The organism is Acinetobacter sp. AKBS16 (assembly GCF_002899995.1).
Classification (GTDB): Bacteria; Pseudomonadota; Gammaproteobacteria; order Pseudomonadales; family Moraxellaceae; genus Acinetobacter; species Acinetobacter baumannii.
On sequence record NZ_POYH01000052.1, the window covers coordinates 1 to 14562 of the forward strand.

General features: G+C 37.6%; 14 protein-coding genes, 1 tRNA gene and 3 pseudogenes. 11 read left to right on the plus strand and 7 right to left on the minus strand.

All coding sequences use genetic code 11. The annotated features are described in order from the left end of the window. From C1642_RS08860 to C1642_RS08870, 3 genes and pseudogenes are all read left to right on the plus strand, one after another. Positions 1-446 (plus strand): annotated as a pseudogene (locus C1642_RS08860) (monoamine oxidase); the annotation flags it as partial. Between the two features lie 4 nt (positions 447-450). Beyond that, positions 451-1278 (plus strand): SAM-dependent methyltransferase, encoded by an 828-nt coding sequence (locus C1642_RS08865; RefSeq protein WP_103236214.1) that lies wholly within the window; start codon positions 451-453, stop codon positions 1276-1278. Between the two features lie 8 nt (positions 1279-1286). Further along, positions 1287-1709, plus strand: coding sequence for a GFA family protein (locus tag C1642_RS08870; protein ID WP_000114353.1), 423 nt, complete (start codon positions 1287-1289; stop codon positions 1707-1709). 640 nt (positions 1710-2349) lie between these two features. Here C1642_RS08870 and C1642_RS08875 read toward each other — a convergent pair. Both C1642_RS08875 and sxtP read right to left on the minus strand, forming a co-directional pair. Beyond that, positions 2350-2425: transfer RNA gene (locus C1642_RS08875), tRNA-Thr, on the minus strand. A 124-nt stretch (positions 2426-2549) separates the two neighbouring features. Next, a complete protein-coding gene (gene sxtP / locus C1642_RS08880; RefSeq protein WP_103236215.1) occupies positions 2550-3794 on the minus strand; it encodes a multidrug efflux MFS transporter SxtP in 1245 nt (414 codons plus the stop codon). A gap of 138 nt (positions 3795-3932) precedes the next feature. On the opposite strand from sxtP, the gene sxtR reads away from it, so the two are divergent. Then, positions 3933-4853, plus strand: coding sequence for a multidrug efflux pump transcriptional activator SxtR (gene sxtR / locus C1642_RS08885; protein WP_025465816.1), 921 nt, complete (start codon positions 3933-3935; stop codon positions 4851-4853). On the opposite strand, the pseudogene C1642_RS08890 reads toward sxtR, so the two are convergent. Next, positions 4850-5736: pseudogene (locus C1642_RS08890) on the minus strand (DMT family transporter). The gene sxtR and the pseudogene C1642_RS08890 overlap by 4 nt on opposite strands. A 228-nt stretch (positions 5737-5964) precedes the next feature. Between C1642_RS08890 and C1642_RS08895 the strand changes: the two are divergent. Both C1642_RS08895 and C1642_RS08900 read left to right on the plus strand, forming a co-directional pair. Beyond that, the gene (locus C1642_RS08895; protein ID WP_000597377.1) at positions 5965-6708 is read left to right on the plus strand and encodes a hypothetical protein; all 744 of its coding nucleotides are present in this window, start codon (positions 5965-5967) and stop codon (positions 6706-6708) included. Positions 6709-6732: 24 nt separating this feature from the next. Further along, positions 6733-7125 (plus strand): hypothetical protein, encoded by a 393-nt coding sequence (locus tag C1642_RS08900; RefSeq protein ID WP_103236216.1) that lies wholly within the window; start codon positions 6733-6735, stop codon positions 7123-7125. Between the two features lie 46 nt (positions 7126-7171). Here C1642_RS08900 and C1642_RS08905 read toward each other — a convergent pair whose 3' ends face one another. After that, positions 7172-8173, minus strand: coding sequence for an aldo/keto reductase (locus C1642_RS08905; RefSeq protein ID WP_103236217.1), 1002 nt, complete (start codon positions 8171-8173; stop codon positions 7172-7174). A gap of 111 nt (positions 8174-8284) precedes the next feature. Further along, positions 8285-9086 (minus strand): annotated as a pseudogene (locus tag C1642_RS08910) (helix-turn-helix domain-containing protein). Positions 9087-9855: 769 nt separating this feature from the next. Between C1642_RS08910 and C1642_RS08915 the strand changes: the two are divergent. Continuing rightward, positions 9856-10407 (plus strand): TetR/AcrR family transcriptional regulator, encoded by a 552-nt coding sequence (locus tag C1642_RS08915; protein ID WP_103236218.1) that lies wholly within the window; start codon positions 9856-9858, stop codon positions 10405-10407. A 71-nt stretch (positions 10408-10478) separates the two neighbouring features. Here C1642_RS08915 and C1642_RS08920 read toward each other — a convergent pair whose 3' ends face one another. After that, positions 10479-10895, minus strand: coding sequence for a carboxymuconolactone decarboxylase family protein (locus C1642_RS08920; RefSeq protein ID WP_072689039.1), 417 nt, complete (start codon positions 10893-10895; stop codon positions 10479-10481). Positions 10896-11006: 111 nt separating this feature from the next. On the opposite strand from C1642_RS08920, the gene C1642_RS08925 reads away from it, so the two are divergent. Then, on the plus strand, positions 11007-11321 hold the full coding sequence (locus C1642_RS08925; protein WP_000654310.1) for a winged helix-turn-helix transcriptional regulator: 315 nt from the start codon (positions 11007-11009) through the stop codon (positions 11319-11321). Positions 11322-11400: 79 nt separating this feature from the next. On the opposite strand, the gene C1642_RS08930 is transcribed toward C1642_RS08925, so the two are convergent. Continuing rightward, entirely contained in the window at positions 11401-12063 is a 663-nt protein-coding gene (locus tag C1642_RS08930; protein WP_005109310.1) for a hypothetical protein, read from the minus strand. A 79-nt stretch (positions 12064-12142) separates the two neighbouring features. Between C1642_RS08930 and C1642_RS08935 the strand changes: the two genes are divergently transcribed. The 3 genes from C1642_RS08935 to C1642_RS08945 are packed head-to-tail and all read left to right on the plus strand — an operon-like array spanning position 12143 to position 14518. Then, on the plus strand, positions 12143-12505 hold the full coding sequence (locus tag C1642_RS08935; RefSeq protein ID WP_032046310.1) for a hypothetical protein: 363 nt from the start codon (positions 12143-12145) through the stop codon (positions 12503-12505). Further along, the gene (locus tag C1642_RS08940) at positions 12502-13653 is read left to right on the plus strand and encodes a DUF2515 family protein (protein WP_103236219.1); all 1152 of its coding nucleotides are present in this window, start codon (positions 12502-12504) and stop codon (positions 13651-13653) included. Before C1642_RS08935 ends, C1642_RS08940 begins: the two co-directional genes overlap by 4 nt. Beyond that, complete coding sequence (locus C1642_RS08945) at positions 13637-14518, plus strand: hypothetical protein (RefSeq protein ID WP_103236220.1); 882 nt, start codon at positions 13637-13639, stop codon at positions 14516-14518. Before C1642_RS08940 ends, C1642_RS08945 begins: the two co-directional genes overlap by 17 nt. Positions 14519-14562 lie beyond the last annotated feature (44 nt).

Below are 14562 nucleotides of genomic sequence, written 5' to 3' on the forward strand. Positions count from 1 at the left end.
ACTTGGTTATTCATACAGATGCAACAGTAATGCCACCACGCCGTAAAGACTGGTCAGTGCTGAGCTATATGATGGACCGTAAGTTTACTCGTCAGCAGTTTACAGTTTGGATGAATGCCGTTGAGCCATCACTAGTAGGTAAAAATCCTGTATTCCAAACTTGGCGTCCAGTAGTTGATATTGACCCTAAAAAAGTCATTTCAAAAGTGACCTTAACGCGTGCAGTTGTAGACTCGCAAACTATTGCTTTAAACAAAGAGCTACAACAACGTCACTTAGAACCAAACCGTAAAGTATTCTACTGTGGTTCATGGTCATGTGATGGTTTGCCAATTTTAGAGTCAGCAGTGACTTCTGCGATGCATATTGCTGAAATTTTGGGTGCACCTTTACCATTCGTGGGATTAAAGCCTAAGGTCGAAGTTGCCCCTGAACTCGGTTACTAAAATTGTGAAAGCAAAAGTTCGAGCAGCTCTTTCTCGATTTATCCCTCATAAATATGCAATTGATGCATCAAGTTTGGGGGATAGTAAAGAGCTTGCTTGGACAAACTTGGGTTTTTGGAAAAATACCCAAACCTACCGTGAAGCTTGTCGCCAATTGGCTGATCATTTGGCACAAGCTGTCAATTTAAATTCAAAAGATCATCTCTTAGATTTAGGTTGTGGACAGGGTGCAAGTTTATTGCACTGGTTACAGCACTATCACCCCAAAAGCCTGAATGCAGTTGAACTACAAGCCTCGTGTGTTAATAAAATTCAAAAACTTATTCCTGAAATAAGTCAGATTTTCTGTGGTTCATTTTTAAATTTAAAACAATTTGAATTTAAACAACGCTTCGATGTGGTGCTCTGTATCGATGCGGCTTATCACAGTCATTTAAATTCATTTCTGGATTCGGTTACTTCCATTTTAAATTCAAAAGGACGATTAGGTTTTCATTACTTGATGCGTGCCGACTCATGTCAAAACATGACAGCCTTTCAAGAACAAAAGTACCGTTATTTACTTAAAGCAGCCGATGTCACTTGGGATGCCTTACTCACGGAAGAGATACTGAGAACTACCTTGGAACAACAAGGTTTTACAGATATTAAAATCGAAGATTTGTCAGAACAGGTATTATTAGGTTTTTCACAGTATATTCAAAATCAACAAGCACAAAGCCATAACCGAGGGTTGGCAAATTTTAAAATCCAAATGACTGCAAAGTTATGCCAACAACTCTATCAAAATGGGTATGTACGTTATATTCAAATAACAGCAATAAAAAAATAGGGTGAGCCATGTCAGTTAAATATCAAGGATCATGTTTATGTGGAGCTGTGAGCTATCAAAGCGATGCAGAGCCACGTTATAGTTTTAATTGCCATTGTCGAGATTGCCAAAAGGCAACAGGTTCGGCCTATGCACCAATCGCTTTTTTTCATCAATCTGAATTGAAAATAAGTGGCGAACTTAAATATTTTGAGACATTAGGTTCTTCTGGTCGTCCCATTAAAAGAGCCTTTTGCCCGACTTGTGGTTCTCAACTTTTTGGCTTACCTGAACTCGTTCCTGAAATGATTTCAATACGCGCAGGCACTTTGGATGACCCAAGTCTCTATCATCCTAAAGCGGAGGTTTTTGTGAGTCAGACCTATGCTTGGGACATGCTGAATCCAAACCTTAAACACTTTGAAAAAATGATAGAGAAGAGCAAGAAATAAGGCTTAATTAAAGAAGCCAAATATTGCCAAAGCACAGATTAAAGTAAGACTGCCAAGAGCTAAAAATAATATGGTTTTTCTAAATTTTAGCTGAGGCATTTTACTTACAAGGATAATAAGGCATGCAAGTATGATCACTAAAGATTGAAAAAGGTTTAAAGGTAGATTAGACATGTCGTTCCTTGTTGTTTTTAAATTTATTTTAGAAATAAAGTAATAAACTCATTATATCGTTTTCTTATTTAATTGAAGAACATAACTTCTTATAAATTCATATTTTTATTTCCATGATAGATAAATCAAGTTTTAAATTTAAAAGAACCATGTACGCTTTTTCCTACATCCATTCAGGAAATTGACGTCTTTCTATGACCTCATGAATTGCCTATGATGAACTCATCAGTAACAGGAAGTTCCAAAACGTAAAACAACAATAATAAGTTTAAGTACCAGGACGTGAGGTATTACAGGATGTATGCCTAGTAACGAAATACGAAAAAAGCCCAACAGGATGTTGGGCTTTTTTCATTTCTTATTAACGAATTTCTTTACCACCTAAGGCAGCACAGTCAAAAGGTCTATTCCAAAACCTATAGACAACAAAAAACCTCATAAATCAAATATTCATGAGGTTTAATGATGGTGCCGGCACACGGATTCGAACTGTGGACCTACTGATTACAAGTCAGTTGCTCTACCAACTGAGCTATGCCGGCGATGTGGAGTGAATTTTACAGTTTCTTAAAAAAAATACAAGCCAAAAAATGAGCATTTAAATTTTTTCATATGATTTTTAAATACTCATCGGGTTTAGCCTAAAAAAGTTAGGGTTTTACTATATTAATGCGCTTTAGCATGTGAAGTATAAACCGCTAAAAATATTCCAATTAAAGACAAGACCACGGTTAAACCGACAATCGCACTCCAGCCACCGTGTAACCAGAACCAACCGCCCGCCGAGCCGACAATACTTGAACCCATATAGTAAAACAGCAAGTAAAGCGAACTGGCATGAGCTTTAGCTTGTTTGCTTTCGGCACCCACAGAACTACTCGTAAGTGAGTGGGTAATAAAGAAGCCTGTGGTAATAAATGCGATGCCAATAATAATGCCGAAAAGAGAGCTGAGCAGGGTCATTAGACTACCCACGATCATCAAAGCAAAGCCACTCATCATCATGGTTTTTTTACCGAAGCGATCAGCTAAGCTACCTGCCAACGATGAAGACACCATACCAAAGCTATACGACAAGAAAATAAGGCTAATTTGTGTTTGACTCAGTGAATAAGGTGCACCGCTTAAGCGGAAGGTTGCATAGTTAAACAGGGTGACAAAAACACTGGTGAGCAAGAAACCAATGGCAAACAGGCGTAATAATTTAATATTGCTTAAATGAGCACGCCACATTTGCATGTGAAAGCCTAAATTCAGCCCTTTTTTCTGCATAAAATTACGCGATACGGGAAGTAATTTTAAAAATGCAATTGAGCAAATAAAACAGATTGCTCCAAGTAGGCCTAAGGCGGTGCGCCATGAAAAATATTCAACCAAAATACCCATACCGACACGGCCCATCATGCCACCAAAGGCTGTCCCTGCAATATATAAACCCATGGTTTTACCGAGGTGTTCAGGTGCAATTTCTTCGGCAATCCAAGCCATAGTCACTGCGGGTACGCCACCAAGCAGTAAACCTTCTAACGCACGTGCTATGAGTAAACTGTGCCAGTTCGGTGTAAGCATCGAGACAATATTTAAAATTGCGGCACACAGCATTGACGTAAAGATCACGCCGCGACGGCCAATCGCTTGTGAAAAGGCACTCGATAGCACAATTGAAATTGCTAAAAAGGCAGTCGTTAATGACAGTGCCAAAGAGCTACTCGCAGGACTAATCTGAAAGCTTTGGCTAAATGCAGGTAAGAGTGGCTGTACACAATAAATTAGAGAGAAGCTAGCAAAACCTACGAGGAATAAAGCAAATCCTGCATGTTTATAAGCTTTAGTCCCTTTATGAATCCACTCACGGGAAAGAACAGACGTTGCCTCAGTGTTTAAGATACTGGGTGTAGATGAAGAGTTCATATCATGACCATGACAGAAAAAAGAGCAGTGCCTAAAGGCATGCTGAATCGAGAAAATTCGATAAATTAAAATTAGCAATTTAGAAGGTATTTTTCTAATATATTTAATAATGGGACACGATATGTTTTATATATAACAATGGAACTCAGGCATATACGCTACTTTTTGGCAGTAGCAGAAGAAAAAAACTTTACCAAAGCTGCGCAGCGCTTAAACATGAGCCAGCCACCCTTAAGTATGCAAATACGAGACTTAGAAGAAGAGCTCGGTGCAGATTTATTTATTCGTTCGCCTCATGGGGTGGAGCTGACCGAAGCGGGGCTTGCCTTTTTAAATGCAATTCAGCCAGTGCAGCAGCGTGTAGAAGATGCAGCAAACCTTGTTAAACAAGTGGCAAATGGCGAAGTGGGTCAACTACGATTAGGTTTTACAGGCACTTCAATGTTGAACCCTTTAATTCCTAAATGCGTTCGCTATTTCCAGCAGCAATATCCGAAAGTAAATTTAAAGCTTGAAGAAGCCAATACCTTGCTGCTCATCGACCTATTACTTGAAGACCGTTTAGATGTCGCAATTATTCGTTCGCCACGCAATATGCCGGATAGCCTCATTCTACAAGAATTATTAGCTGAGCCGCTCATTGCTGCTTTACCTTCAGAGTCTTTTCAACTCGACGATGCATCACAAGAAATTGATTTAACTGCGCTGCGAGAGCTTGATTTTATTGTCTCGCCACCTTCAGTGAGTGCAGGGCTTTTTGATGCGATTAAACAGGCCTGTCATGAGCGTGGCTTTGAACCGAAAATTGGACAAAATGCCCCGCAAATTGTGTCAATTTTATCGTTGGTGTCTGCAAACTTAGGGGTGTCTTTGGTTCCCGAGTCGACCAAACAATTGCAAATACAAGGTGTGGCTTATCGGTCTTTGAAAGCACCTATACCTACGGTGGGTTTAGGGCTTGCCTATAAAAAACATGCCCCTTCACAGTTGGCGATTAACTTTGCCAGTGTGGTGCAAGTGGCTTGTCACCACGCCAACAAAATAAATGAAATCAGCTAGTTTGATTTCGGCGCTCTGTTCATTAAAAAGATGCCTGAAATAATAAAAATCGCGCCATATAAAAACGATAAAGTCGGCTGTTCATGAATGAAAACCCAAGCCATGAGCGCTGCAAAAATGGGTTCTGAAAGCTCGGTCACTTGTACCTTTGCGGCACTCATATATGACAACGCTTTAGTGGTACAGAAAAAGCCGAGTATGGTTGGTAGAACAGCTAAACCAATCAAACCTAAAATGATGTCACTATTAAAAGTAATGCTATGCAAGTTTACTAAAAACGGAACCGCAAGATAAACGCTACCAAACAGCAGTAAGTATTTAGTCAGAAACAACCCGCCGTTTAATTTGAACTTTTTCACTAAAACCGAAAATAAGCCATAACCCGTACCGGCAATAGAAGCGTTGATCAGCATTAAAAGGCTATTTTCACCTTTCCACGAAATAATGCTAATCCCCGCAACTGCCAATAATGTTCCAATAAGCGAATGAATGTAGATGCTTTCTTTTAAAATGAACCGCCCAAAAAATAGGGCAGAGATGGCAGCCGAAGCCATGAGTACCACTACCACATTGGCCGCAGCACCGTGGTTATAAGCAATGGTCTCAAAAAAGAATAGCGAGAAAATTCCTAAAAAAGCACATATAGCAATTTGAGCAAAAACGCTGAGTTTACTTGGCGTGTTGCTAATAAAAGCAATCTTTTGGCTGACAGGCACTTTAAATAAAAACACACTTAAAAAGAAAAGGCGATAATGGTTTTTAAAAAGGCAATGTCTTGTGGGTTTAAACCACTGTGCATGAGTAATTTACTAATTACACCAATAGATGCATTTAAAGCCGCTGCACACAGTGCAAATAGGGTTCCAATAATTAAATTATTCACTCTTATAATTCTTCCTAATTTTTACGCATGCAGTCTACATTATTTTTTGGTTGAATATTCAATTAAAATAACCAGTTAAGGTTGAATGTTTTCAAAAATTTATTTTGTATGGATTTAACTATTTTTATAAAAACCTAAACTCTTCTAATAGACTTTTGTTTCAAATAATTGTGATTTATAGCGCCAGCTCATATTATATAATTAGTTAATTATTAAAGAATTTTAAAAATGATTAAATCGATTATTACAGGCTGCGCGGTTCTTACACTTTCAGCTTTGGCGGTGACCCATGCAGAATTTTCTTATGAACAAGAATTACAACAAGGCTGTAATAAAGTGAAGCAATACGCGAGCTTAGGTAAGAAATTCTACGATCAAAAACAATATAAAAAAGCGCTCGAAAATTTCCAGAACCAAGCCTCTTGGACTGCTTTTTGTAAGGCTAATGCAGATGAAACCACAGTTAAATTTACCGACCGTGATATTGAAGTTGCCAACAATAACGTGGGCTTAGCCTATGCCAAATTGGGTCAGCCACTTTGGGCAAGAGCATGGTTTATGCTCGATGAAAAATCAAAGTCTAGTCAATTTAACCTTAAGCAGTTGCCTCAACCTAAAGCATCAAATGATTTGTCGGGTGAGTACGTCCGTTACTCAGGTTTTGGTGAGTGGGATCACATCACGGTAAGCCGTAAACAGGGCCAATATACCATTGGCTATTCGGGCGTTTATATGGGACTTAGAAGCTTAATTTACGGCCCAAATATGGGTGAGTTTGACACCAAAATGCCGACCAATGCCAAGCAAACCATTTATAAAGATCAAGACTGCCGTATTCAGCTCGATTTTAAATCTAATGCGAAATTAGGAAATTATATTCAGGTTAAACAAAGCGAAGGTGAGTCGGGGTGTGGCTTTGGACATAACGTTTATGCCGATGGAACGTATTTAAAAGTTGAGTCTGGAAAATAAGATTAAACATATAGGAACACAATAATGAAAAATATATTTGCACCTTTACTGCTTGTGTCTACAGCTATTTTTTCTGCTCACATTTATGCAGAGCCGACTAGTACCTGTAAGGAAGTGAAATTCCAAAAGGCCGATCAGGCTTGGAGTGGGCACTATTATTTACATGGTGTGATGGAAGTCGGTTCAGAGCTTTTACTTCAGCCAGATGGCAAGTTTCAATGGATGCTCGCTGTGGGTGCTTTAGACCAATATGCCGAAGGCATATGGTGGAAAAATGGAGACTGTATTGGTTTAAAACCAGAGACTAAATTTAAAAAAGATTTAAGTATTTTCCCTGAAAGCCTAACGATTTCGGATAAATCCTTAGATGCGATCTGGGAAGGTGGACGCCAGCAAGGCACATATAGCAAAGACTAAATAAAAAAAGTCCGACACTGAGTCGGACTTTTTTATGGCCTATATATTAGTGATTCACCGCAGCAAGTTGCTGAGCGTTATAGCGAGCGCCCATGTTTGGATATCTTGCAATAATCGCTTCGATTTCTGCTAAATCTGCTGGTGTTAAATGAAGGTCTACAGCACCCGCATTTTCTACAAGTCGCTCGATTTTACGCGTACCCGGAATTGGAATAATGTCGTCACCTTGCGCAAAAATCCAAGCCAAAGCCAGTTGAGCCGCTGTCGCATTTTTGCTTTGAGCAAACTCGCTAAATGCTTGTGCCAAGCTTTGGTTATTTTTCCAGTTATCGCCCTGATAACGTGGTAACTGGCGACGGAAATCATTTTCGTCTAGGTTATTCACATCAAGCGTATTGGTAATTAAACCACGTGATAACGGTGAATACGGCACAAGGCTAATGCCTAACTCACGAATCGTTTGCAAATGAGTTTGCTCAAACTCACGGGTAAGTAGCGAATATTCATGTTGAACCGCTGCAATCGGGTGAATCGCATGTGCTTTACGAATGGTTTCAGCCGATGCTTCACTCAGCCCTAAATAACGAACTTTACCTTGTTTGACCAAGTCAGCCATTGCGCCAATGGTGTCTTCAACTGGAATGTTTGGATCAATGCGATGTGCATAATACAAATCAATCACGTCTGTATTTAAACGTCTTAAACTGTTTTCGACCGCAACTTTAATCCACTCTGGAGAACCATCAATATAAGACTCTAAAGAGTTTTTCGGGTTAAGGTTATCTTCTTTATAACGAAAGCCAAATTTGGTCGCCAAAAATACTTTGTCGCGGTGTTTTTCTAAAACTTTTGAGAGTAAAACTTCGTTTGCGCCGTTGCCGTACATGTCGGCGGTGTCCCAAAAGTTAATGCCGAGGTCTAATGCCTTTTCTAGAGTGGCAATGCTTTGTGTGTCATCTGAGGCACCATAGGCAAAGCTCATTCCCATGCAACCTAAACCAAGTGCTGATACTTTTTCGCCTGTTTGTCCTAAAGTTCTATATTTCATTTTTCACACTCTTTTTGCAAAATCACTTGAGTAGAAAAACTATAAAATGCTTTGGCTCAAACTGACGTATAACATTCAAACCAATAATTATAAAATTCAAATAATCTGTTTTTAGGCTACACAGTCTTCACGGAATTTTTTAGGCGAAAATCCGGTATTTTTCTTAAAGAAGTTAGTGAAATATGCTGAATATTCAAAGCCTAAGCTATAGGCAATTTCGGAAATATTCCAACTGGTGTGTTGTAGCAGGGCTTTGGCTTCTTGCGTAATGCGCGAGCTAATATGCTCAGACGTGGTTTTACCTGTGGCTTCTTTTACAGCTCGGTTTAAATGGTTCACATGCACAGACAAGCCATAGGCAAAGTCATTTGCAGTTTTGAGTTTAAGCTGAAAATGTGGCGAATCGATGGGAAATTGGCGCTCTAATAACTCAAAGAATAAATGGCAAATGCGCACCGAAGCATTACTATGTTTTTCAAACTGTTGGGTCGGTTGCATTTTCATGGCTTCATGCACAATCAGATGCAAATAATTTCTTAAAACATTGTATTTATGAATATAGTCTGAATTTATTTCATTCATCATCTTTTTGAAAATAAATGAAATTTCTTCAACTTGTTGATCGTTTAAAAAATATAGGGGGTCGCCGTCGACTTTAAACAGCGGTGAGTCTTTTAAAAAGCTTTGTCTAGATTCTTGGTTTACAAACTCTTCGGTAAATAGACAAAACCAGCCTGCTTGTTCAGGCGAATTAATTTCCCAAGCGTAGGGCACCATTGGGTTTGAAAACAGTAAAGCAGGGCGGTCGACTCGTATCCAGCGGTTGGCGTAGTGAAGTTCAAGTTGATGGAACCGAGTAATCGCTATCTCTGGTTAAAGAAAAGCGGCGATAAAAATCATGTATGGTTTCCATGTTTTTTGCCTGCATGCATTATCAATTTATTTAAAGTTATAAAATTCAAACTTTATTTACTGTAGCTTTTATTTATGGCGTGATCAATCTGTTCATTTAAACAGGTTTGAAAATGAACGATAAATTAACAATGAAGTAACCAGAAAAACTAAACTTTAAGAAAATATATTCTTAAAGCACTATGCCAATGAAAAATAAAAATAATCTTTATAAATGAATAGCCAATATCACATTGACACTTAAAAACACGCGGATTATCCTTTGCCTGCTGGCCTACATTGCCAGTCGGTTTTAGCAGACCGTCGTACAGATTACATCAGATTTATTCCTTCTGAGGGAGAGATCTGCATGTATTCAACCCGTCTCCCTCACGTTGCGGTAGGGCGAGAGGGGGACACCTTCGGGTGTGCTGGTTCTGTACCCAGTCTGCTAACCCCCTTTCGTTCTGCCACCATCTTTTAGCAGAGATAGGCAGAATCCTTATTTGTACAGGAATCCGTCATATGCGTACTATTTTATCTCTCTTATTGGCAACCTTTGCCAAAATCTTTGACTCTATACCCAACTGGTCTTTAAAACGGTTTAACCGACTCTAGGTTTTAAGCCATAGGTCATTACGACTAAAAAATCATAGCAACAATAAAATCCGAGATAGGCGAGCACACCATTTTTGTGCTGCTTTTGCACGCCTGTATTTAGCGCTCAATTTAAGAGCGACGGCATTTCTATCTCTTTTATTTACAACAAAAAATTATTTTAAGCGATATACATGAAAAATTTAGAAGCTTCATTTAGAGCATTGCGAGTGCTCCACACGGCAAAAAATTTATTTAACCAATACGGGTTTCATAAGGTAGGGGTAGACCGAATTATTGCCGACTCCCAAATTCCCAAAGCCACCTTTTACAACTACTTCCACTCAAAAGAAAGACTCATTCAGATGAGCTTAACTTTTCAAACAGACGCTTTAAAAGAAGAGGTATTTTCCACGATCTATTCGTACAGTGAACTGATGGTGTTCGATAAACTCAAGAAAATTTTCTTTTTACATGCTGACTCAGAAGGGTTTTATCGTTTGCCTTTTAAAGCAATTTTTGAAATAGAAAAACATTATCCTTCGGCTTATAAAGTGGTGGTTGATTATCGAAACTGGCTTATTCAGGAAATTCACAAACTACTTTTAACCGTAAAACCTGCCGCTACAGTTGAAGATGCGCATATGTTTTTGTTCGTGGTCGATGGCGCGATGGTGCAGCTTTTAAGCTCAAATCAAACTGATGAAAGGGAGCATCTGATTGATTATTTTCTAAGTCGGGTATGAGGGGGAAGGCCTATAGCTAGGCCTTTTTAAAATTTAAAAATTTGAGTACTCAATCATATATTTTATGGGGCTTAATCGCCTAAGGTAATTCTTAGTCTGTTTAATGCCCCCATTAAAGAAATACTCGCCGTTAAATCTACAATCTCTTTTTCACTAAAATGCTGAGCCAAACTTTCTCTGGTCGCTTCAATTTGTTTCGGGTCATTTAAATAGGTAATTGCAGACGCAAACTCCAAAACGACTTTTTGTTTTTCAGAGAAAGCTTTTGAATGTTTATACCCCGGTATTTGGTCGATAACCTCTTGAGCTATGCCAAAGTCTCTTAACTCCTTGGAATGAAAAGCACAACAATACGCACAACCATTGATTTGAGAGACATACAGCTCGGCTAAAGCAATTAGTTTTGGGTCTAAATCTGAAGATCTAATAGAAGAATGAGCTGAATATAAATGCCCGATGGTTTTCTTTGAAATTTCTTTATATTCCACAGTAAATATCCGTGATTGGTTAGATAGAAGCATTATTTATAATTAGGTATAGGTTGTAAATTAGGCATTTTTTTGTTATGTAGGTATATTTATTATACTTAGTAATCATCTATGAAAGATAACATTTCAGGCTGTACAGTCGAAGAAGCCATGACGGTGTTAGGTGGTCGTTGGCGCATGCTCATTATTTCTTTTTTATTAGAAAGAACAATGCGTTTTAATGAGTTACGCAGAGCAATTCCTAATATTTCTCAGAGAATGCTAACTTTAGAGTTACGTTTTTTAGAAGAAGAAGGATTTATTTCAAGAGAAGTCTATGCAGAAGTGCCTGTTAAGGTTGAATATTCTTTAACTGAGGAAGGCCGAAAACTAGAAAAATTAGTAGATGTATTAAAAGAAATAGGTGGATGGCTTAAATCGAGATAGTTTTATTTGTTGTAAGAGGAGTTGTTTGATTATTTTAAAGGTGGGAGGGGGAAAGGCTAATAGAGGCTACCTTAAAAGATTATTTTCTATTCAGTGTGTTAGAGCTATTATTTAAAAATTCTCCAAAAAAATATTCATCTTTGGTTTGAAAAAAGAAGTTAAATTCTTTGCTCATCATAGAGTCATGTTGAGCTTGCTTACGAAAAATAGGAGATATTTGGTTTAAATAATAATAAATACAGTCAGCCATATTATTAAATACTTTTAATGGTTTTAAGCTGGAATATAATTCTGTCAGTGCATTAATAATAGGCCGAATATCTGGGTTAAATGTCCATAGCAAAATTTCATTTTTCTCACATCTAATTACTTCATATTCTTCTAGTTTATTAGGTTGAATTGAGTAAATTTGTGCCCCATTTTTACTATAAGTCGAATATAATAATTTTGTGATTTCTAACTGTGAATGTGAAATTTCTTGTTCACGTATTAATTTAGATGTCTTCAATAAATTTGGTAGCTCATGAATATTCTGTTTCGTAAAATTATTGAAAGAAAGCATAACATTTTGGATAAGGTTTAATTCGCCAGTTCCTGTAATAATACCGTTTTCCCATGGAAAGAACTTTTGAACACCGTCTTGATATAAATATGAGCCATTATCCTGATACGATATAGTACTACGTGTGTCTGCTGTAATCACAATACTATCCTCAAGTTGAATAGCAAGAATAAAGGTCATAATATTAAGATAATTTAGTTAATTTCATGAAATCTATTGTAGGAAGACAAATAAATTTTTACCAGATAAGGTTTTGTATATGGCCGGCGGTTCTCAGATTATTATCAATAAAAATGGTATTACATTAATTACTCCAGCAAAGTTTGAGGTAAAGGCTGGACAGCACCTATTTAAAGGTGGGGCTGAAGTCGGGGTAAATATTCAAGGATTACCCGCTTATGAGGCATATAACGAGAAATTCCAAATGTTATTACCTTCGGGTGAACCCATGAAAAAAGTAGATTATAAAATTTCTACCGATGGAAATGAGTACATCTCTCAAACAGATGACAAGGGTAGATCTAAGCGTATTCATACTTCAAAGGAAGAAAATTTAAAGTTGGATTTAAATTGGATAAGTTTCGAGGCTGATTCTGCTGACAATAATGGTGATGCTAAATGAGTGGAAGTCTTGATTGGGACAGTAATACCAATACTACGGAAAATAGCTGTAAAACCGTTCAATGTGATTGCTTAACTTTCTGGGAAATTTATCAGCAAGAGGCCATAAAAAGAGTTTCTAACCTTAAAAGTGCGAATCATTACAAACTTGAACCTGGGTATGAGGCCAGAGCAAGGCGTATTGCTTCTGTTTATGCCAGAATTTATTTAGAACAAGAAATCTCAGGTAATAAACTATTTAAGGGGCGTTACTATTGGATGGGGCTTGGGGCATTTGCCTCTAAAACAGTAGCTGCTATTTTTAAACATGGATTGACTGCATGGGGATACAAGTGGGCACCTGTGATTTCTGGTGCCATAGGCGGTGTTTTAACAGCCCCTGTAATTAATTCTATGATTCGAGACCCAGTACATTCTTTTGCTAAGGGCAATTTATGGTTATTTATGGATATTGCACCATGGCATTATGCATGGAGTGCTTCTTCAGCCTCCTTTAAAAGTTGTATGAAAGCCCGAAAAGTATCAGGTTTTAAACATATTAAAAAAGAAGTTGAGAATTTGCCTTGGTCTAACTCCTTATCAGTTATTAAACAATTAGGATGGACTGACCAGATAGAAGAGGGTTTTGGGTATTTACCTGATATTGAAAGTACTTTTAAGCGAGCAGGGAAAACTCGAAACGATAATTTTAAAACGGCCGCTAAAAACCTTTTTGACCACCTAATGGCGATAGCAGTTCAAGAACAATACAATATTTTACAAGAACTTGTGTGGAAGGAATGGAAAGTACAGAAACAGGCTTCTTTACAACGATTTACTGGTTTACCAGATAGTACTCTTGTTTTAACTAGCGATTATGGGGTCGATGCAGTTAAACCTAATAAACAAGGACAGTATAAAGGGCGTCATGCAGGGGTTCTATCCCAATTGCCTGAAACGGTTTATAGCGAACCATTAGAGGGTACACAAGTTGAAGTTTATGATAGTCGTATGAAATGGATTAAAGTTGCAGCAGCTAAGTATCATCGATTAATGCAAAGTGATAAAGGAAGAGACTTTTTAGAAAAAGAATTAGAAACTATTGCAGGATGGGGAAATAGCAAAGCAGAGTTTAAAGTAGGGAAAGATAGTAATGATGGCAAAATTTAAACAATATTTCCTAATCTTTATTTTTGGATTATTACTTTCCGCTTGTCAGCCAACATCAGAACATAATGAGAATTTGACTATGAATCAGCAAGCCTACACTTTGCATATGGGTGAACAAGGTATTCAAGATTTTTCAAAGTATAGTAATGGTAATGTCGATAATCATCCGGCTGACGTTAGCTTTAGAGAGCTTCAATTTTCTCCTCCTAACTTAGGAAAATTAACTATAGATAATGGTCCTAACAGTTTATCGATTGACCATGTTTTCTCTGTATTAGGAACTCAATATGACAAAAATGAAGGGATCCAAGTTTTAGATATTGATGCTGGCCTCACAAAAGAAGAATTTGCTACCCCAGAGCAGGTTTATCAAAGCTATGTAGCTTTAATGAAACGTATTAATCAGGCTGGCTGGAAAAACTATTTCTTTACAGATGCTCCGCGTATTGCTAAAGGAGATAATATTAAGCATCTATCGAAAAGTCGTGATGTCATTGATCCTAGTTATATTTTTAGCTTTGAGGAGTGGAAAAATATAATAAACAACAGCCCAACAAAATCATTGGGTTATAGATTGTACGCTAATGGGATTATTTTAGATATCAGTTTAAAAAGAACAGCTAAGAATGAGCGTAATGAAGAGCAATATATGCTTAGATTTAGCTTTCAGAGTGTTCGATACAATGAAAGAGACTCAATTCCTGACTCTGATAAAATGACACCTAGTGAATTCGAGCAAGCGTTTAAAAAGAGATTAATTGAAAATAAAAAATATCGGGAAAAGGAGGAGAGAAAAGCTAAGGCTGAGGGCTATCATATCGATGAAGAATATACAGATCCTGATGTTTGGTCATATGTTAAATAGAAGTTTTTAAAATAAAAAAAAAGGCTTAATTTACTTAAATTTAA

Bases quoted from the DNA above. Each gene is read 5' to 3' on its own strand.
- C1642_RS08870 (WP_000114353.1), top strand. From the start codon at position 1,287: ATGTCAGTTAAATATCAAGGATCATGTTTATGTGGAGCTGTGAGCTAT.
- sxtP (WP_103236215.1), bottom strand. From the start codon at position 3,794: ATGAACTCTTCATCTACACCCAGTATCTTAAACACTGAGGCAACGTCT.
- sxtR (WP_025465816.1), top strand. From the start codon at position 3,933: ATGGAACTCAGGCATATACGCTACTTTTTGGCAGTAGCAGAAGAAAAA.
- C1642_RS08895 (WP_000597377.1), top strand. From the start codon at position 5,965: ATGATTAAATCGATTATTACAGGCTGCGCGGTTCTTACACTTTCAGCT.
- C1642_RS08900 (WP_103236216.1), top strand. From the start codon at position 6,733: ATGAAAAATATATTTGCACCTTTACTGCTTGTGTCTACAGCTATTTTT.
- C1642_RS08905 (WP_103236217.1), bottom strand. From the start codon at position 8,173: ATGAAATATAGAACTTTAGGACAAACAGGCGAAAAAGTATCAGCACTT.
- C1642_RS08915 (WP_103236218.1), top strand. From the start codon at position 9,856: ATGAAAAATTTAGAAGCTTCATTTAGAGCATTGCGAGTGCTCCACACG.
- C1642_RS08925 (WP_000654310.1), top strand. From the start codon at position 11,007: ATGAAAGATAACATTTCAGGCTGTACAGTCGAAGAAGCCATGACGGTG.
- C1642_RS08930 (WP_005109310.1), bottom strand. From the start codon at position 12,063: ATGACCTTTATTCTTGCTATTCAACTTGAGGATAGTATTGTGATTACA.
- C1642_RS08935 (WP_032046310.1), top strand. From the start codon at position 12,143: ATGGCCGGCGGTTCTCAGATTATTATCAATAAAAATGGTATTACATTA.
- C1642_RS08940 (WP_103236219.1), top strand. From the start codon at position 12,502: ATGAGTGGAAGTCTTGATTGGGACAGTAATACCAATACTACGGAAAAT.
- C1642_RS08945 (WP_103236220.1), top strand. From the start codon at position 13,637: ATGATGGCAAAATTTAAACAATATTTCCTAATCTTTATTTTTGGATTA.